This window comes from Cetobacterium sp. NK01 (assembly GCF_024506395.1).
Taxonomy (GTDB): domain Bacteria; phylum Fusobacteriota; class Fusobacteriia; order Fusobacteriales; family Fusobacteriaceae; genus Cetobacterium_A; species Cetobacterium_A somerae_A.
Genome location: NZ_JANIBO010000001.1, coordinates 795,168 through 814,802 on the forward strand (window position 1 = coordinate 795,168; position 19,635 = coordinate 814,802).

Below are 19,635 nucleotides of genomic sequence, written 5' to 3' on the forward strand. Positions count from 1 at the left end.
AATTTATTTTAAACTATTTGAGTCTACTTTGTCAATTAATTTTGATTGTCAAATAATATCCCATTCAATAACTTTGTGACCTTTTTCTTTTAATATTTCATTTATAATTTTAAAATGATTACATCCAAAAAAACCTCTACTTGCAGATAGTGGGCTAGGATGAACACCTTCAAGAACTATATGGTTTGCATTTGTAATATATTTTTTCTTTTCTTTTGCATTATTTCCCCATAAAACAAATATTACTTGCTCTTTTTTCTCATTAATTTTTTTTATAACTTCATCTGTAAATGTTGTCCATCCTATTTTACTATGAGAATTTGCTTCTCCTTCTCTTACCGTTAAAGTAGCATTTAAAAGAAATATTCCTTGCTCAGACCATTTTTCTAGACAACCATGATTAAAGATATCCCCTTCATTTTCATTTTTTATCTCTTTATAAATATTTCTTAAAGAAGGAGGAATTGCTATCCCTTTTTTTACTGAAAATGCTAACCCATGAGCTTGTCCAGGTCCGTGATATGGATCTTGTCCTAAAATAACAACTTTAATATCTTTATATGGAGTTAGATTAAAAGCTGTAAATATCTCTTTATTAGGTGGATAAACTGTTCTTTCCAAATACTCATTTTTTAAAAATTCTTTCATTTTTAAAAAATATTCTTTTTCAACTTCGCTTTTTAATATCTCATCCCAATCATTACCTATTTTTAACATATAATACTCCTATTTCTTATCTAAAGTTAACGATCCACACTCTTTTATATATTTCTTCATTCCACATGCTGAACACTGATTTCTACAATCAACTGTTAATGCTTGTTTTTCACTTTTTTCTAATTCTCTAATATAAAATTCTTTAGTAACCCCTGTATCTACAAGATCCCATGGAAGAGATACATTTAAATCTCTAGCTCCTAAATAATCTTTTTCAGAAATATTTAATTCTTCCATCGCTTCTTTCCAAATAGAGAAATTATCTCTATAGTCATCTAATTTTGCACCTATTTTAAATGCTCTTTCAATTAAATCTGCAGTTTTTTCGTCACCTCTTGAAAGAAATCCTTCTAAATATGATTTTTTTGGAGGATGCATCCTTAAAGTTGCTCCCTTCATTCCTCTAAAAGCATCTCTTAGCATTCCTTGCTTTCTTTCTGTTTCTTCCACATTCATTTGTTCATGCCATTGATATGGTGTATGAGGCTTAGGAACAAAATTTGAAACACTTGCTGTTATATTTACTCTTTTTCTAATTGTTCTACATTTATATGTAACTCTTTTTACTAATTCATATATTCCCATTACATCTTCATCTGTTTCAAATGGTAATCCTATCATGAAATAAAACTTTAAATTATCCCAACCAGCTTTTACTGCAGCTTCTGCTGTTTCAACAATTTCTTCCTCTGTTACACCTTTATTAATCACATCTCTCATTTTTTGACTACCAGCTTCTGGAGCAAAAGTAAATCCAGTTCTTTTTCCTCCACTAATGTTTACAGCAACATCTACAGAATGTGTATTCATTCTTAATGATGGTAAAGAGATTGCTAAATTTTTATTCTCATATTTCTTTTGTAGACCATCTATTAACGAACTTATTCCTGTATAATCACTACTACTTAAAGAAGATAGTGATATTTCTGAATATCCTGTATTAAAAAGCATATCTTCAATAAGCTCCATATTTTTTTCTAAACTTCTTTCTCTTACTGGTCTATAGACATACCCTGCTTGACAAAATCTACAACCTCTAGTACATCCTCTTTGAATCTCTACAGAAGCTCTATCGTGAACTATTTGAATATATGGTACCAATTGTTCAGAATATGATGGTGTATTATCAATATCCTGAACTATAGCTCTTTTTATTCTCTTTACACCTTTGTGTAATTTAGGAATATAAACACCTTCAAAATCTTTTATCGCATCTAATTTTTCAGCTTTTGATTTTCCTGATAACTTCACTAAAGTTTGAGCCAATTTTGTCATAGTTTCTTCACCATCACCTATTACAAAGAAATCTATAAATTTCTCCATTGGTGTAGGATTCATCATACATGTTCCACCAGCCATAATTAAAGGATCATTTTCTTTTCTATCTTCTGCATGTAGCGGTATATTTGCTAAATCTAAGGCATTTAAAACATTTGGATAACACATCTCATAAGATAACGAAAATCCGATCACATCAAAATCTTTCAATTCTGTTTTAGTTTCTAAAGAAAACATGGGTATGTTATTTTCTCTCATTAAAACTTCCATATCTTCCATCGGAGCAAATCCTCTTTCTAAATAGAAATTATCCACTTTATTCATAATTGCATAAAGTAATTTTATTCCTAAATTTGACATTCCAACTTCATAAACATCGGGAAAAAATAAACACATTCTTGCTTTTATTGTATCTAAATCTTTATGAAAACTATTTATTTCATTTCCTAAATATTGAGCTGGTTTTTCTACAGACATTAAATATTTTCCTATATCTACTCTCATCTCTCTCCTTTTATTTATCATCAATTTTTTGAAAAATTTTCATTTTATTTTCTACTATCTTTTCATGATGATCTCTACATAATTTTGCTAAATCTATATTTATATCTTTTAACTTCTCAAAAGCTTTTTCAGCATGTCTTTCTAACTCTTTATCTCCTACTAAAACCTTTTTTATTCTTTTGAGAAGACCTATATTTCCTTTTCCACAATCGTGAAGTAATGCAAGTTTTAAATAGTTTATATCATTTCTCAAAACTTCATCTTTTTTACATCTTTTATAAATTAAAAATGAATGAAGTTTATCATACTCGCTCATTTGAGAAAAAATTTCAAATTCTGCAACTGTTAAAATATTTCTTATCTCGTATTCACTACTTTTATCAAACTTTTTAAATAGATATCTATATCCTTGTTTAAGCCTAGAAAACATTTAAATCTCCCTTATTACTATATTTCCAAACTCTTTTCTTAAGGTTTTAATATTTGAAGCATTTTTTCCAATTACCTCACCTTTTTTTTCTTTTTTTACATAGATAATTATTAATTTTTCATCAGCAGTTCTTTCTATTTTTTCAACCCCAGAAATTTTTAAATTACTTTCTAATATTATTTTATCCAATAACTCTTGTTTCATATATACATTTTCTAAAGTTAAGTATTTTCCAGGGAGCGTTTCAACGTCACCTGTTAATATGTATCCAGACATATTTCTAACCTGCTTTGGCATGAAAGAATTTCCAATAAACTTTAAAATATTTTTTTGAAAACTCACTTCCACTGTTCTTTCATGTTCTTTTAAATCTAATCCTTTTTTATCTGTAAACTTACTTACATCATAAGTTCCACTTACTTCTAATATTGTTTTTTCTATTTCTGCTAAAGATTTTTTTATTCTTTTCTTAGGATATTTATATATATATTCTCTTTTTTCAATATACTCTGGGAATGATAGATTTGGAAAAGTTTTTTGTACTTTTCTTATAAAAATAACCTCTTTCATCTTCTCATTAAATTTAAATATTATTTCATTTAAATCTCCCTGAAAATTACTACTTACATATAGAAGATTTCTTTCAGCTGAAACTTTAGCATCAGTTCTTCCTCCTTGTTGAATTCCCTTGGCCCAAGTAAATCCTAACTCATTCATGACTCTTCGAAACTCACCTTTTACTGTTACTTTTCCAGCCATTTCATCAAAAGAATGAAATCTTTCTCCGTTATAAAAAACTGTAAATATATATCCCCATTTATCAGTTTTTTCAACACCTCTAAAATTCATTACTCTCCTCTTTTTCTAACTATATGACATCTTCTACATCTTGCCTCATAACTTTCACTAGCCCCAACTAATACAATTGGATCATCTTCATATGCAGGCTCTCCATCTACTAATCTTTGAGTTCTTGAAGCTGGATTTCCACAGCAAGCACATATAGCATTAAATTTATCAACATATTCAGCTTTAGCCATTAATCTGTCCATAGGCTTAAATGGTTCTCCTCTAAAATCTTGATCTAGACCTGCTACAACGACCCTTTTTCCTTGATCTGCCAACTCTTCACAAAATTCAGCGACATCTTCACCAAAAAACTGTACTTCATCTATTCCAATTACTTTTACATCTTTATACTCTTTTTCTATTATCTCTCTCATCTCTTGAACTGTAGAAGCTGGTACTGCTTCTATAAAAGCCTGACTATGAGAAGCTACTTTTGTATCATCGTATCTATCATCACTTGCATGTTTAAAAACCAATATCTTTTGATTTGCATATTTTGATCTTCTCATTCTTCTAATTAATTCTTCACTTTTTCCAGAAAACATACTTCCTGTTACTACTTCTATCCAACCCATTCCTTCTGTCAATAATAAATGCATTGTACTATTTCCTCCATCAAACAACTATTTTTTACCTATTTTCTATTATAACATAATTAACAGTTCAAAACAAATCTATAAATCCATTCAAAATAAAAAAGCAGCTAAAATAGCTGCTTTTAAATACTCTTATTTTTCCTCAATATATCCTAATTCTTTTAAGAAAGGTTTTTTCTTTCTCCAATCCTCTTTTACTTTTACCCAAAGCTCTAAGTATATTTGAATTCCTAATAGATTTTCAATCTCTTTTCTAGCTTCTATTCCAATCTCTTTTAGCATTTTACCTTGTTTTCCAATTATAATACCTTTTTGTGAATCTCTCTCTACGTAAATATTAATGTCAAATTTGTCTTTTCCATTATCTCTTCTAGTTACATTTATAATTTCTATTGCTACTGAATGAGGTATTTCATCTCTTGTTCTTTCTAGTATTTTTTCTCTAACAACCTCTGTTATTATTCTATACATAGGCATATCTGTATACATATCATCTGGATAATATTTCATACCATCCTCTAAAAATGGGTCTAATGCTTCTAATAATTTTGGAACTCCTATTGCATATTGTCCTGCAATTTCAACTATTGCGTCAAAATCTCCTAATTTTTCAGCTATCTCTTCTCTCTTCTTGATTAACTCTTCATCTGTTATTTTATCTATTTTATTAACAATAAGAATTCTTGGAGTTTTTTTAGCTTCTTTTACTTTTTCCCAAACAAATAAATCTCCTGTACTTATCTCTTGAGAAGCATCTATCACCATAGCAATAACATCAACATCTCTCAAAACTCTTAAAGCACTATTTGTCATATGTTCACCTAATAGATGTTTTGGTTTATGTATTCCTGGAGTATCTACAAAAATATATTGATTCCCATTAAAGTTTAAAATTCCTTTTATTGTGTCTCTTGTTGTTCCTGCTTTATCAGAAACAATTGCTACCTTCTCATTTACAAGTTTATTTATTAATGTAGATTTTCCTACATTTGGTCTTCCTACAACTGCTATAAATCCAGCTTTCACACTAATCATCTCCTATTCCTATTTTAAAATACTTTTCTTTTAAATCTAAATAAAACTTTTCTTCACTAGCTTCATCATTATATTTTACCATAGTTTTTAAAGTATTTCTCAACATATTTGGAGTTATTTCTCTCTCTATTCCACATTTTTTACCTAGAGATATAAATCTAGCTCTAAATGCTTGTCTACTAAATCCATAAAATACAAGATTACTATTTCCACCTAAAAGATTATCTCTTACATTTTTTACATATATTTCTAATTCTTTTGAAAGTTCTTCTGAAATTTTTATTTTTTCACCTTTTTCATCATTGAATATAAATTTATATGAAAATAAATCTAAATCTGAAATTTTTATTTTTAAAATATCATTAATAGATAGATTGCTTTCAACTAAAAGTTTTATTACAATTTTATCTCTTATCCCTTTATAATCCTTTCCACATACATCTAAAAGATTATTAATCTCCCAAATTTCAAGAGTTTCTAACTCCTTTTCTGGAGCTTTTTCAATGATAATTCCATCTGAAGGATTATCATCAAGCAGTCTTTTCTCTAAAAGATACTTATAAAAAGTTTTTATTGTACTTACTTTTCTTATTATTGAATTTTGTTGATAGTTTTCTTTTAAAAATTCTATATATTTTAAAATCTCCTCTTTTTTTATATCTAAAAGATCTTTTTGTATAAAATTTTCAAAATCCTTTATATCTCCATAATATAGATCTAATGTCTCTTTTTTTAAGCTTTTAGAATCTGATTTATATTTAATAAAATTTTCTAATAATTCCACTATTCATCACCTAATAATTCTTTAGCATGCTCAATTACTGCCTCTGATATATTTTTTCCTGCTAACATTCTAGCAATCTCCCGAACTCTTTCCTCTTTATTTAATTCTTTAACTTGAGTTATAGTTCGATTATCTATTAATTTTTTCTCTATAAAAAATTGTTGTGTAGCTTTAGCTGCTATTGCCGGGGAATGAGTTATACTCATAACCTGAGTAGTTTCTCCTATTTCCATAAGTTTATTAGCTATCTTTCTAACAGTTTCTCCTCCAACACCAGTATCGATCTCATCAAAAATCAGTATTGGAATATTATCCACTTTTGAAAAAATAACTTTTATAGCTAACATAATTCTGCTTACTTCTCCACCAGAAGCGACTTTCCATAAAGGTTTTAAACCTTGACCTATATTAGTTGAAATCATAAATTCTACTTGGTCTATTCCACTAGCTGTCATTGTTTCTGATTCTTCAAACTCTATTTTAAAGTTTGCATCTCCCATATTTAAACCCTTTAATTCATCTTGCAAGTTGTCTTCAATTATATTAGCTTTTAATTTTCTAATTTCACTAAGTTTTTTTGCTAAAATATAATATCTCTCTTTTGCTTCATCTCTTTCTTTTGTTAATTTTTTTACCTGAAAGCTATTTTCATCTAAAAGCTGAAGCTTTTCATCTACTTTCTCTCTATATTCTAATATTTCGGATATCTCATCTCCATATTTAGATTTTAAACGATTAATTGCATCTAATCTCGATATAACTTTTTCTAATCTTATATCATCTGCTTCTATATCATCATTTAAATCTCTTATTGAATCCACACAATCTTGTAAATCGTAGTATACTCTTTCTAATCTTTCTAAGTTCTCTTGAAACTCTTTCCCATATTTTGAAATTGTTTCTAAATTTTTTCTGCTGTTATATATTATATTTAAAGCATTTTTTTCATCGTCCTTCAAAATATTTTCAGTTAACGATAATTTTTCTTTTATTTTACCAGCATGAAATAATTTTTTATACTCCTCTTCTAGCTTTTCATCCTCACCATCTTTTAAATTTACTTTATCGATCTCTTCAAGTTGAAATTCATAAAATTCCTTTTTTTCTAAAGTTTCCTTCTTGTTTTTTTCTACATCTTGAATTCTTCTTTCTAAACTTGAATATTCATTATAGATATTTTCTAGTTGTTTTTTTATAGAAACTCCCTCTTCTCCTAAAAATCTATCTAAAAGTCTTAGATGATTAGACTTATTTAATAGCATTTGGTGCGAATGCTGTCCTACAATATCTACTAATGTTCCCATTATCTCTTTTAAGCTCGACATAGGTACCCTAATATTGTTTACAAAAGCTTTTCCTTTACCATTCTTATCTATATGTCTTCTTACGATTACTTCATTATCTTCAGCATCAATTCCTAATTCCTTTAACTCTGCTTCTTGTTCTTCATTAACTGCAAAAACTCCTTGAGCTAAAAGATAATCCTCACCATCTCTAACCATATCTGCACTTGCTTTTTCACCAATCAGAAGATTTATTCCACTTAAAATTATAGATTTTCCTGCACCTGTTTCTCCTGTTAAAACAATCAATCCATTTTTAAATTCTAAGTCGACTTTTTCTATTATTGCTAAATTTTCTATTTTTAACTCTTTTAACATAAATTATCTCCCCACTTTAATTTATCTCTCAAAATCCCATAATAATCTCTATTTTCTGGTAAAATAAGATTTATTTTTTTTTGAGAATAACTTACAAGTATTTTCTCATCGTTTTCAACCTCTTTTTCAATCTCACCGTCTATTATTATACAACCTTTTTGCTTTGGATTTAAGGTTAAAATTAGTTTCTCTTCTCCACTTATTATTATTGGTCTTGTAGCTAAATTATGAGGAGCTAAAGGTGTTACAACTATAGCTTTAATTTGAGGCATTACAATTGGTCCTCCAGCTGAAAGAGAATATGCTGTTGAACCTGTTGGAGTAGCAATTATTATTCCATCAGCTTTATAATCACATATTTTTGTATTTTCTGTACACATTGATATATTCAAAATTTTTGAACTAGCATTTTTTTTAGAAATTACAACTTCGTTTAGTACATCTATAACTTCTCCTCTTATAACAACTTCTAACAATTGTCTACTCTCTTTTTTTACTCTTCCTTTTAAATAATTATTAAAAGTTGGTTTAAACTCTTCAATTTTTATCTCTGTTAAAAATCCTAAAGAACCTGCATTTATAGCAAAAACATCTATTTTTAGATTTTTTATTAGTGTTTTAGAAGCTCTTAGCAGTGTTCCATCTCCTCCTATTACAATAGCAAAATTTGCTTCTAATATATCAGTTTTAGGAACTATTTCTATATCTTTTTCTATAAAAAATTCTTTCAAATCATGATATAGCTTTACTGCTTCAATTTTATCTTCATTGTAAATTATAGTTCCTTTCATTCTTTCCTCCATTAAAATAGGCTTTCTGGATTTATTGGTTTTAAATTAAATCTTACTTCATAATAAAGATTTGCTTTACTTTCAGTATTTAATCCTAAAACTCCGATATCTTGCCCTCTTTGAACCTGTTGATTCAGTTTAACACCTACGGCAATTAAATTACCATAAACTCCTATTGTATTATATCCATAATCTATCATAACAACATTATTTAAACCTTGAAATTTATCTGCGTAAATTACTTTTCCACTTGTTGTAGCTTTGACTTTTGATCCCATTTTACCTGCAATCTCAATACCATTACTCACAACTTCACCATTTTTTTTCTCTTTAAATTTTACGATAACATTCCCTGGAATTGGTTTTAAAAATTTACCTAAGTTAGCTACAGCAGTATTTAATTTCATATTTTTAGTAGAAACACTTCTAGCTTTTATTATTCTTTCTATTTCCTTTTCTATACTTTTTTTCTGTATTTCTAATTTACTAATTGTTTTTACATGAGTTGTTTTTTCTTGATTTAGTCTTGATATTAATCTATTTTTCTCTTGTTTTTTTATCTCTATTGATCTTTTATTAGAATCTAATTTTCTTTTTAATATTGTTAATTTTTGTCTATCATTTTCTATATTTTTCTTTACATGCTCAATAGAGCTCTGAACTGTCTTTATATGCTCCATGCTTTCTAAATCACCATATAAAAGTCTAGAAAAACTTCGTTTTGCAATACTTCTTTCTCTTGTATCGCTTTCCAAACTAGATTTTCTTGTTACCTCTATCATTTTCGCTTTGTATTCTGATTTTTTTCTATCTAAAGCTTTACTACTCATATTTAAATTTAATCCGCCGTATTCTATATTTCTATTTACTATTTTTATCTCTTCTTGAAGTTTTATTCCTTCTTTTTCTATCTCTTTTATTTCTGAATTTATATTTTCTATTTGCTTTTCAACACTTATTTTTTCTGAATTTATATGTTGTATTCGACTATTTTTTTGTTTTATTTCACTTTCTATTTTTTTCATTTTACTTTTTAAATTATCTACGTTATCTCCAAATATAAAAGTTGTACAAATAAAAAAAACTACTAACTTTCTCATAACTAAACCTCATCTTTTTTTAGCTTGCCTGTAGATTGCCAAGCTAAAATTAAAAGAATTAAGGTTGCTATAATTTCTATTACTATAATTTGTTTAAAACTTTGAAGAATTAAAGTAGATAAAATTTGTTGATATTTTTCTCTTAAAATAATATAAATATTAAAAAATATCATTCCTCCAACTATAGAACTCACAAAAAAAGGTATTAAATTTTTATTTCTTGCAACTATAAAATTTTTTTTATTTTGAGGAGCTTTTATTGAAAAAATTATAAAATCTCTAATTATTGTTCCTCTAAGTATAGTAGTAATTGGATAATACATTCCCACTGATAAAAGCAAACAAATAAATAAAGATACATTAGCCGCACTTATCTTTCTCTGTGTATTTTGTATAAATTGACTATCTATATATATCTCTCTAACCATAGGATTTACATCAAGTAACTCCTGAATAGCATGAAGGTTTTTTTCTTCTTTAAAATAAACTATAATTGAATTTGGTAGTGGATTTTCACTTTTAGGTATTACTATTTCTAATTCTTTTTGTAAATTTCTAAAAGCTTCCTCTTTTGACAAAAATCTTGCTCCTCTTACATTTGAATTTTCTAAAAGAAATCTTTCAAACTCTTGAATTTTTTCTTTTGATTCGTCATTTTGTAACTCTATTGTTAAAAAATAATCATTTTTTAATACTTTCCCAATAAAATAGCTATTAGAAGATAATGAAATAAATATATTAAATATTATAAAACTTAATGTTAATGCTATAAATGTTCTTACTCCCTTTTTTCTTTCCATCTCTTCTCCCTAATTAAAATATAGAGGCCAGTTTAACTCGCCTCTATACTATATATTTTCTATAAGTTTTCTTTTATTACTGATATTAATTTTGTTGCTGTTAATTCATATTTCTCTAATAGCTCTTCAGCTTTTCCACTCTGACCAAATACATCATAGATTCCAACTTTTTTCACTAATGTTGGATGCGTTTCTGATAAGAATTCTGATACTGCTGATCCAAGTCCACCTATTACTGAGTGCTCCTCAGCTGTTACAATAAACTTCGTTTCTTGAGCAGCCTTTAAAACTGTCTCTCCATCTAAAGGTTTTATTGTTCCTACATTTACTACTCTTACTGAAACTCCTTCACCTTGTAACTTTTCTGCTGCTTCTAAAGCTCTTGCTGTCATAAGTCCTGTTGCTAATATTGTAACATCAGTTCCTTCTTTTATTGTATTTGCTACTCCTATTTGGAAATCATATGAATCATCAAATAATACTGGCACATCTAATCTTCCCATTCTTATATATACTGGTCCATTATACTCTGCTGCTGCAAATATCATCTTTTTAGTTTCTGTTGCATCTGCTGGTGATAGAACTACCATTCCAGGAATACTTCTCATTAAAGATATATCTTCAATTGATTGGTGTGATCCTCCATCTTCTCCTACTGAAATTCCAGCATGTGTTGGAGCTATTTTTACATTTAACTTTGGATAAGCTACTGTATTTCTTATTTGTTCAAAAGCTCTTCCTGCTGCAAACATGGCAAATGTCGATGCAAATGGTATTTTTCCACATGTAGCAAGTCCTGCTGCAGTTCCAATTAAATCTGCTTCAGCTATTCCAACATTTATATGTCTTTCTGGAAAAGTTTCTTGAAAAAGATTTGTTTTTGTAGATTTTGTTAAGTCTGCATCTAAAACAACTATATTATTATTTTGTCTTCCAAGCTCTACTAATGCTTCACCGTAAGCTTGTCTTGTAGATTTTTTCATTATTTCATCCTCCAAATTTATTATATCTCTGATACTTTTTCAAGCTCTGCTATTGCTCTTTCTGTCTCTTCACAAGTTGGAGCAACTCCATGGAAACCACAAACATCTTCCATAAATGACACTCCTTTACCTTTTACAGTTTTAGCAATAATAACTGTAGGTTGTCCTTTTGTCTCTCTCGCTTTATCTAAAGCATCAAATATCTCTTGGAAATTGTGTCCATCAATTACAATTACATTCCATCCAAAAGCTTCCCATTTTTTATCTAGAGGTTCTACACCCATAATTTTGTCCACATTTCCATCTATTTGAAGATTGTTTGAGTCAATGAAAGCGCATATTGAGTCAAGTTTAAAATGTGCTGCTGACATAGCTGCTTCCCATACTTGCCCCTCTTGTAGCTCTCCATCTCCCATTAAAACATAAGTTCTATAATTTTCTCCTGAGATTCTAGCTGATAGTGCCATTCCATTAGCTACAGATAATCCTTGTCCTAAAGAACCTGTTGAAATCTCTATTCCTGGAAGTTTTTTCATATCTGGATGTCCTTGTAGTGGTGATCCATAAGCTCTTAAAGTTCCTAAAAGTTCTCTATCAAAATATCCTCTTTCAGCTAATGCAGAGTAAAGTACTGGAGCTGCATGTCCTTTTGATAAAACAAATCTATCTCTTCCCTCCATTTTAGGGTTTTTCGGATCTATATTCATTTCTGAAAAATATAGTGCAGTTACTATATCTGCAGCTGATAACGAACCTCCTGGATGACCTGATTTTGCTTTACAAATCATTTGAACAATATCTTTTCTTATTTTAGTAGCTTGTTCTACTAAAAAATTAATGTCTCTCATTTTTTCTCCTCTCAATCCTTTTATTTAGTTAAATTATATTAAAAATTAACTTCTTTTGTCAAGTTAAGGTCCAGGATTTATATGAATTTTCATGTACTAAAATAGGATTTTAACTTTTTCAAAAATTAAGTGTACAATAAAACTAATTGAACTACTTATTTCTTCATATTTTACTGCACTTAAGAATATACAAACACTGGCAAAAAATGTAAATGGTCTAAAAAATTTTTCCTCTTTTTTTATATTCTTTACAATTGTGTACACTCCTAATAAGGTTAAAATAATAACCTCTATATGTGTCTGTGAATATTTAATAGACAAAAAAATACAATATACTCCTGTTAGAAAAATAAATCCTTTACTTCCTTTTACACCCAAGCCAATCCTACAGTATGGGAAATATATCAAAGCTCCCCTCGACCAACCTTTTGGAAAAAAGTCAAAAATCATATGTAAACCTAAAGCTAATGCAAATCCCATTATAGAAAATCTAAAAACCTCTACATCTTTTTGAGTACTATAAAAATAAATCATTACCCAAAGAATTATTGGACTATGAGTTAAAATATTTCTATGTTTTATTTTTAATTTAAAATCCCAATCTGGAAACTTTATTCCTATTAAAAAAGACATCCAAATTAATATTAATCCTATAAAACTTATAGATTCAAATATTTCTATAATTTTAGTAAAATCTACTATCATTTATTATCCTTTCTATTTTTTAATATTATAACATATTTTTTTAATGAAAGTATAAAAAAAGAGAGTTAAGTTTTAAACTTAACTCTCATATATTATATAAGTAAGATTACTTAGTAATTTCTGCAACAACTCCAGAAGCTACTGTTCTTCCTCCCTCTCTGATCGCGAATCTTAATCCTGGTTCCATTGCGATTGGGTGGATTAACTCTACTGTCATCTCAATGTTGTCTCCTGGCATTACCATTTCTACTCCCTCAGGTAAGCTGATTGCTCCAGTTATATCTGTAGTTCTGAAGTAGAACTGTGGTCTGTATCCTGAGAAGAATGGAGTATGTCTTCCTCCCTCTTCCTTAGTTAATACGTATACCTCTGATTTGAATCCTGTATGTGGTAATATTGATCCTGGCTTACATAATACTTGTCCTCTTTCAACATCCTCTTTCTTGATTCCTCTTAATAATGCTCCGATGTTATCTCCTGCTTGACCTTGATCTAACAGCTTTCTGAACATCTCTACTCCTGTACAAGTTGATTTTGTAGTATCTTTGATTCCTACTATTTCAATCTCTTCTCCAACTTTTACAATTCCTCTTTCTACTCTTCCAGTTACAACTGTTCCTCTTCCTGTAATTGTGAATACATCCTCAATTGGCATTAGGAATGGTTGGTCTACTGCTCTTGCAGGTGTTGGTATGTAAGAATCTACAGCGTCCATTAGAGCTTTGATTTGGTTAACCCATTTCTCTTCTCCGTTCATTGCTCCTAAAGATGATCCCATTATTACTGGTAGATCGTCTCCTGGGAATCCGTACTCTGTTAATAACTCTCTTACTTCCATTTCAACTAACTCTAATAACTCTTCGTCGTCTACCATGTCAGCTTTGTTTAAGTATACTACGATGTATGGAACTCCAACCTGTCTTGATAATAGGATGTGCTCTCTTGTTTGTGGCATTGGACCATCTGCTGCTGATACAACTAAGATAGCTCCGTCCATTTGTGCTGCTCCAGTGATCATGTTCTTTACGTAGTCCGCGTGACCTGGACAGTCAACGTGCGCATAGTGTCTCTCTACTGTTTCGTACTCGATGTGAGCTGTATTGATTGTGATTCCTCTTTCTCTCTCTTCTGGTGCAGCGTCGATGTTAGCGAAATCTACTTTCTTAGCTAGTCCCATATCTGATAATACTTTTGATATTGCTGCTGTTGTTGTTGTTTTTCCGTGGTCAACGTGTCCGATTGTTCCAATGTTAACGTGCGGTTTGCTTCTTTCAAATTTTTCTTTAGCCATTTGAAATTTCCTCCTGTTTTTCTTTATATTTATCTTTTCTTTTCTTTTATAAAAAAATCCGCTTAAAAAAAAATCCACACATATCCTTGAAACTGTTTCAGGTTAGTGTAGTATAAGTGGTGGTGAGAGAAGGATTCGAACCTTCGAAGGCAGAGCCGTCAGATTTACAGTCTGATCCCTTTGGCCGCTCGGGAACCTCACCATATCTTATTTAATTTTAATGGTACCCCGTAGGGGAATCGAACCCCTGTTTATAGAGTGAAAATCTATTGTCCTTACCACTGAACGAACGGGGCGTTCATGGTGCCGCTTATCGGAGTCGAACCAATCACCTACTGATTACAAGTCAGTTGCTCTACCAGATGAGCTAAAGCGGCATCCCTTCAGACATTTATAATTATACCCTATCATATAAAAAATGTCAATATTTTTTTTAAAAAAAAGAAGTAGAATATTTCTCTACTTCTTAACTCTTCATAATTTATTTTTTTAATTGAATTAACAACTCTCTATATTGTTTTATCATAACTTTTGTCATAGATTTTTTTATTAACTGGTACCATTTGAATTGGACTGTTTCCATTCCTTTTACTGCATCTGCAACCATTCTTGTTAAAAACTCTTGTTCTTCGTAAGATAATTTTAATTCTGTTCTATCTTTTGAATCTGCTATTGATTTTACATAATCTAGAAATTGCCCTACATTTTGCATACCGCTATTAACTGAAAATTGCTTTTTTATTTCCTCTATAAATTTAGATAAAAACTTCTTTGTTCCTTTATCTAAAGATACTGAATATTTTCTTTTTCCTTTACCAATCTTTTGAATTGAATTCATCATTCCCATCATTGATGACATTGCATTCATTTGCATAGGATTCATGTTATTTGGGTTTACCTTTTGTGCCTTCATTTTTTCCTCCAAATTTTTTATATTTTTCCAATAAGTTTCTCTATTGTTTCCTTTTTAATAGCACCCTCTCTAAGAATTATAGGTACTTCTTTTGTTAAATCTATTATTGTTGATTCTATACCCAGAGGAGATTCTCCTCCATCAATTATAATATCAACTCTTTCTTTAAACTTATTATCTAACTCATCATAGCTTCTTGGTGTTATTTCTCCAGATATGTTTGCACTTGTTGTTGGTAGAATTCCTCCTACCTTATCTATAATATCTTGTGCTAATTTTAGAGCTGGAATTCTAACTCCTACTGTTTTTCCACCAGAAACCATTATGTCTGGAACATTATTTTTTTTATTTAAAATAATAGTTAAAGCTCCAGGCCAGAATTCTTTAGTTAATTTTTCTAAAATTATTCTTTTATCATTATCTATAACAGCTATTTTCTCTATATATTCAGCTTTACTTAAAAGAGCTATTAAGGGTGATTTAAAATTTCTTTCTTTTGCAACATATATTTTTTCTATACCTTTTAAAGAATCAATACTTGCTCCTACTCCATATACAGTATCTGTAGGATAAATTATTATTCCATCATTTTTTAAGATATTTTTAAGAACTTCAAAGTCAATATTGTCTTCTTTAAATACAATTCTTTTCATAATTAATCCTTTTCCTCACCTTTATTTATATAAATAATTCTAACATATTAAAAAAAAAAAAGCTAGTAGTATACTAGCTTTTCTATATGCTTTTACTTTTCAAATAACTCAGACACTGATTCATTATTTACAATTCTTCTCACTGCTTCTGCTAAAATTTCATCTACAGAAACTACTTTTATTTTATCTATTCTTTTTGCTTCAGGTAATGCTATTGAATCTGTTATAATAACCTCTTTTAAACAAGATGCTTCCAATCTCTCTATAGCTGGATCTGAGAATACTCCATGTGTACAACATGCATAAGCCTCTAATGCACCTCTAGCCATGATAGCTTCAGCTCCATTAGTTATTGTTCCTGCTGTATCAATCATATCATCTATGAAAATAGCAATTTTTCCTTCAACTTCTCCTATTAGATTCATAACTTCTGACATATTTGGCTTTGGTCTTCTTTTATCAATTATTGCAATTTTACAGTCTAACCACTCTGCTAACTTTCTTGCTCTTTTTACTCCACCGATATCTGGTGATACTACAACAACTTTATCTCCTGACATTCCTCTAGCTATAAATGACTTTGCTAATAATGGTAATGCTTGCATATGATCCACTGGAATATCAAAGAATCCTTGAATTTGGTCAGCGTGTAAATCCATAGTTACAATTCTTGTTGCTCCTGCTGTTGTTAATAAATTTGCCACTAGTTTAGATGTAATCGGCTCTCTTGGTCTTGATTTTCTATCTTGTCTAGCATATCCATAGTAAGGAATAATAACATTTATAGATTTTGCTGACGCTCTTTTTAGTGCATCAATAAATATTAATAATTCCATAAGATTCTCATTTACAGGTTCAGATGTAGATTGTACTACAAATATATCTCTACCTCTTACTGTTTCACCAACACAAACATAAACCTCTCCATCTTTAAATCTAACAATTTCAACATCTCCTACAGAAGTTCCATACTTCTCAGCTATTTTTTTAGCTAATTCCACATTCGATGTTCCGGCAAAAATTTTTACCCCAGGTCTTTCCATTTTTTCTATTTCCTCCAATCAAATTTTATAACTTGTTTACTTCTTGATACTGCTAATGCATTTTCTGGTACATCTTTCGTTATAACTGATCCAGCTCCAACCAACGCATTTTCTCCTATATTAATAGGAGCCACTAACATCGTATCACTTCCTATAAAAGCATTTTTTCCAATTGTGGTTTTGAATTTATTTTTTCCATCATAGTTACAAGTTATTGTTCCTGCTCCTATATTGGTTTTTTCTCCTACTGTAGCATCTCCTAAATATGTCAAATGTCCTGCCTTAACACCTTTTTCAAGAGTTGATTTTTTGACTTCTACAAAGTTTCCTATATGAACTTCTTCTTTTAAATGAGACTTCGGTCTTAAATGAGCAAAAGGACCTATAGTTACTTTATCTTCAATAGTACTTTCTTCTAGCACTGAGCTTTCAATTTTTACATTATTTCCTATCAAACAATCTATGATTCTTGTATTACCTAATATTTCACAATTTTTACCAATTTTTGTATTTCCCTGCAATAAAGCTCCTGGATATATTATTGTATCTTGTTCAATTTCAACAGATTCTTCTATATACGTGCTTTTTTGATCTATTAATATAACTCCATTTTCCATATGAGCTAAATTTATTCTATCTCTCATAATACTATTGGCTTGTTCTAATTCAACTTTAGAATTTATACCAAGTATTTCATTATTATCTTCTAATAAAAAAGCTTCTACTTTTTTCCCAGATTTTACATTTATTGATATTACATCTGTTAAATAATATTCACCTTTTTCATTATTATTATCTATTTTTTCTAAAGCTATTAATAACTCCTTAGAATTAAAACAATAAACTCCTGCATTAACCTCTTTTATTGCTTTTATCTCTTTTGTTGCCTCTTTTTCTTCCACAATACCAATAACTTTTCCATTTTCTTTTACTATTCTTCCATAACCAAAAGGATTTTCATAAATTGATGTTAATATTGTTGTTGTTGCTCCAGTTTCTATATGATAGTTATATAAGTTTTTTAAGGTTTCTTCTCTTAGTAAAGGTGTATCTCCACATAAAATCATAACCGTACCATCAAAATCTTTTAATTTTTCTTTAGCTTGAATTACAGCATGACCAGTTCCTAATTGTTCCTCTTGAACTACATACTTAATATCAGGCAGTACTTTTAATATCTCTTCTTTTTTATGTCCTAATATTAATATATTTTCAATTGATCCAATTTTACTACACGTATTTACAATTTTTTGTACCATTGGTACTCCACAAACTTTATGTAAAACTTTTGGCAACTCTGATTTCATTCTAGTTCCTTTTCCAGCTGCTAAAATTAATGTCTTTAAACTCATTATACCCTCCATTTTGTTCAACTTTTACATTGTACCATAAGATTTAACATTTTTGCAAAACAATTTAATCATATTTTATTGAAGTTTTTCATAAGCTTCATTTATTTCTTTAAACTTTTTTTCATGCATTTCTCTCACTTCTGGCTCTGCATTAGCATATCTATCAGGATGGTGCTTTTTAGCTAATTCTCTATACGCTTTTTTTATCTCTTCTGGCGTCGAAGTTTCTGTCACTCCCAATATTTTATAATATTTTGTTTTATCTTCGAAACTTCCAAAAGGATTATTTTGATAGCTTCCTTGATAGTTACCACCATATTGATTTCCTTGGTTTCTAAACATATCCTCAAAATCTTTTTGAGTATATGTTTTATAGTAAAAATTTCCCTTTCTTGGATTCTTCTTATTCATAAAGTACCTAATAACTAAAAATATAAGAATTATTGGGAAAAATTGAACTACTATAAATCCAAAGAAAGAAATTAGTAACATTATAAAAAATAGTGCTGGCAAAGCTGCTATAGCTCTATTCATACCAAACAGTAATGCTATTATTAAAAAAATAGCTGCTGTTAAAACTAATGCTATTGATATCATTATTTTCTCCTTGATTCTCTACTATATTATAAAATAAGGGAATAGAATTTCTATCCCCTATTTTTTACATTAACCTACATTTTCTCTTTTAAATATTTTATTTTTTCTTTAATTTCTTTATCTCTTGGGTCAATTTCATAGGCTGCTATATATTCATTTAGAGCTTTACTATATCTTCCTAAAAATTCATATTCTTTAGCAAAGTCTAAGTGAGCATTATATATATCTAAATCTAAAAATATTGCAAAATCATAACTATTTATTGCTTCTACTATTTTTCCAGCACGTGAATATGCATTTCCCAATAGAAAATATACAAATGCATCTCCTGGCTTATTATCTAAAAACATATTAAAATATTTTATACTATTACTATAATTACCTAATTCATAGTTTAAATATCCCAGAAATCCTATTGTATCACTGTCTTTTTTCCCTAAAGATCTAAGTTTCTCATAAATCTCTAAAGCACCTTCACAATCTCTTTTATAAAAAAGAATTGTTCCTAATTTTTCTAAATTTTCAATATTATTGGCCTTACTTAAAAGCTCAAACCTTATTTCTTGCTCTTGATTTAATAAATCTTCTTTACTTATATCTATTCTTTTTAGTATCTTTTTTCTTAGCATTTTAATCCCCCTTAGGTTTTTTAAAACTACTCCAAAACTACTCTCTGAAAAATTATACCATATTTTTTATTTTTAT

The 19,635-nt window shown here is 29.0% G+C and carries 21 protein-coding genes and 3 tRNA genes; all 24 read right to left on the reverse strand.

What is annotated here, in order from left to right:
* Positions 1 to 48: 48 nt before the first annotated feature.
* Positions 49 to 717, reverse strand: coding sequence for a uracil-DNA glycosylase (gene ung / locus NON08_RS03895; RefSeq protein ID WP_256690166.1), 669 nt, complete (start codon positions 715 to 717; stop codon positions 49 to 51).
* A gap of 9 nt (positions 718 to 726) precedes the next feature.
* A complete protein-coding gene (locus NON08_RS03900; protein ID WP_256690168.1) occupies positions 727 to 2,499 on the reverse strand; it encodes a TIGR03960 family B12-binding radical SAM protein in 1,773 nt (590 codons plus the stop codon).
* Positions 2,500 to 2,509: 10 nt separating this feature from the next.
* On the reverse strand, positions 2,510 to 2,929 hold the full coding sequence (locus NON08_RS03905) for an HD domain-containing protein (protein WP_256690169.1): 420 nt from the start codon (positions 2,927 to 2,929) through the stop codon (positions 2,510 to 2,512).
* Positions 2,930 to 3,778 (reverse strand): KH domain-containing protein, encoded by an 849-nt coding sequence (locus tag NON08_RS03910; RefSeq protein WP_256690170.1) that lies wholly within the window; start codon positions 3,776 to 3,778, stop codon positions 2,930 to 2,932. It lies immediately after the preceding gene.
* On the reverse strand, positions 3,778 to 4,377 hold the full coding sequence (locus tag NON08_RS03915) for a thymidine kinase (RefSeq protein WP_256690171.1): 600 nt from the start codon (positions 4,375 to 4,377) through the stop codon (positions 3,778 to 3,780). The genes NON08_RS03910 and NON08_RS03915 overlap by 1 nt, the downstream gene beginning before the upstream one ends.
* 129 nt (positions 4,378 to 4,506) lie before the next feature.
* A complete protein-coding gene (era, locus tag NON08_RS03920) occupies positions 4,507 to 5,400 on the reverse strand; it encodes a GTPase Era (protein ID WP_256690172.1) in 894 nt (297 codons plus the stop codon).
* A 1-nt stretch (position 5,401) separates the two neighbouring features.
* Positions 5,402 to 6,193, reverse strand: coding sequence for a tyrosine-type recombinase/integrase (locus tag NON08_RS03925; protein ID WP_256690173.1), 792 nt, complete (start codon positions 6,191 to 6,193; stop codon positions 5,402 to 5,404).
* Positions 6,193 to 7,854: a DNA repair protein RecN gene (recN, locus tag NON08_RS03930; protein ID WP_256690174.1), complete on the reverse strand. Its 1,662-nt coding sequence runs from the start codon at positions 7,852 to 7,854 to the stop codon at positions 6,193 to 6,195. Before recN ends, NON08_RS03925 begins: the two co-directional genes overlap by 1 nt.
* Complete coding sequence (locus NON08_RS03935) at positions 7,848 to 8,645, reverse strand: NAD(+)/NADH kinase (RefSeq protein WP_256690176.1); 798 nt, start codon at positions 8,643 to 8,645, stop codon at positions 7,848 to 7,850. The genes recN and NON08_RS03935 overlap by 7 nt, the downstream gene beginning before the upstream one ends.
* Positions 8,646 to 8,656: 11 nt before the next feature.
* Entirely contained in the window at positions 8,657 to 9,745 is a 1,089-nt protein-coding gene (locus tag NON08_RS03940) for a murein hydrolase activator EnvC family protein (RefSeq protein ID WP_256690177.1), read from the reverse strand.
* A gap of 2 nt (positions 9,746 to 9,747) precedes the next feature.
* Complete coding sequence (locus NON08_RS03945; RefSeq protein WP_256690178.1) at positions 9,748 to 10,545, reverse strand: cell division protein FtsX; 798 nt, start codon at positions 10,543 to 10,545, stop codon at positions 9,748 to 9,750.
* 59 nt (positions 10,546 to 10,604) lie between these two features.
* A complete protein-coding gene (locus tag NON08_RS03950) occupies positions 10,605 to 11,531 on the reverse strand; it encodes a transketolase family protein (protein WP_256691223.1) in 927 nt (308 codons plus the stop codon).
* A 17-nt stretch (positions 11,532 to 11,548) separates the two neighbouring features.
* Positions 11,549 to 12,376, reverse strand: a complete 828-nt coding sequence (locus NON08_RS03955; protein WP_256690179.1) for a transketolase — start codon at positions 12,374 to 12,376, stop codon at positions 11,549 to 11,551.
* A 96-nt stretch (positions 12,377 to 12,472) separates the two neighbouring features.
* Positions 12,473 to 13,081, reverse strand: coding sequence for a hypothetical protein (locus NON08_RS03960; protein ID WP_256690180.1), 609 nt, complete (start codon positions 13,079 to 13,081; stop codon positions 12,473 to 12,475).
* Positions 13,082 to 13,187: 106 nt separating this feature from the next.
* On the reverse strand, positions 13,188 to 14,372 hold the full coding sequence (gene tuf, locus NON08_RS03965; protein WP_256690181.1) for an elongation factor Tu: 1,185 nt from the start codon (positions 14,370 to 14,372) through the stop codon (positions 13,188 to 13,190).
* Positions 14,373 to 14,489: 117 nt separating this feature from the next.
* Positions 14,490 to 14,574: transfer RNA gene (locus NON08_RS03970), tRNA-Tyr, on the reverse strand.
* A 19-nt stretch (positions 14,575 to 14,593) separates the two neighbouring features.
* Positions 14,594 to 14,668, reverse strand: a tRNA-Glu gene (locus NON08_RS03975).
* Positions 14,669 to 14,673: 5 nt separating this feature from the next.
* Positions 14,674 to 14,749, reverse strand: a tRNA-Thr gene (locus tag NON08_RS03980).
* Between the two features lie 104 nt (positions 14,750 to 14,853).
* Complete coding sequence (locus NON08_RS03985) at positions 14,854 to 15,285, reverse strand: hypothetical protein (RefSeq protein ID WP_256690182.1); 432 nt, start codon at positions 15,283 to 15,285, stop codon at positions 14,854 to 14,856.
* Between the two features lie 17 nt (positions 15,286 to 15,302).
* Positions 15,303 to 15,938, reverse strand: a complete 636-nt coding sequence (locus NON08_RS03990) for an L-threonylcarbamoyladenylate synthase (RefSeq protein ID WP_256690183.1) — start codon at positions 15,936 to 15,938, stop codon at positions 15,303 to 15,305.
* Between the two features lie 92 nt (positions 15,939 to 16,030).
* Complete coding sequence (locus tag NON08_RS03995; protein ID WP_256690184.1) at positions 16,031 to 16,981, reverse strand: ribose-phosphate diphosphokinase; 951 nt, start codon at positions 16,979 to 16,981, stop codon at positions 16,031 to 16,033.
* Between the two features lie 5 nt (positions 16,982 to 16,986).
* The gene (gene glmU, locus NON08_RS04000) at positions 16,987 to 18,333 is read right to left on the reverse strand and encodes a bifunctional UDP-N-acetylglucosamine diphosphorylase/glucosamine-1-phosphate N-acetyltransferase GlmU (RefSeq protein ID WP_256690185.1); all 1,347 of its coding nucleotides are present in this window, start codon (positions 18,331 to 18,333) and stop codon (positions 16,987 to 16,989) included.
* A gap of 75 nt (positions 18,334 to 18,408) precedes the next feature.
* On the reverse strand, positions 18,409 to 18,930 hold the full coding sequence (locus NON08_RS15020; RefSeq protein ID WP_319941545.1) for a DnaJ domain-containing protein: 522 nt from the start codon (positions 18,928 to 18,930) through the stop codon (positions 18,409 to 18,411).
* A 74-nt stretch (positions 18,931 to 19,004) separates the two neighbouring features.
* Positions 19,005 to 19,559, reverse strand: a complete 555-nt coding sequence (locus tag NON08_RS04010; protein ID WP_256690186.1) for a tetratricopeptide repeat protein — start codon at positions 19,557 to 19,559, stop codon at positions 19,005 to 19,007.
* Positions 19,560 to 19,635 lie beyond the last annotated feature (76 nt).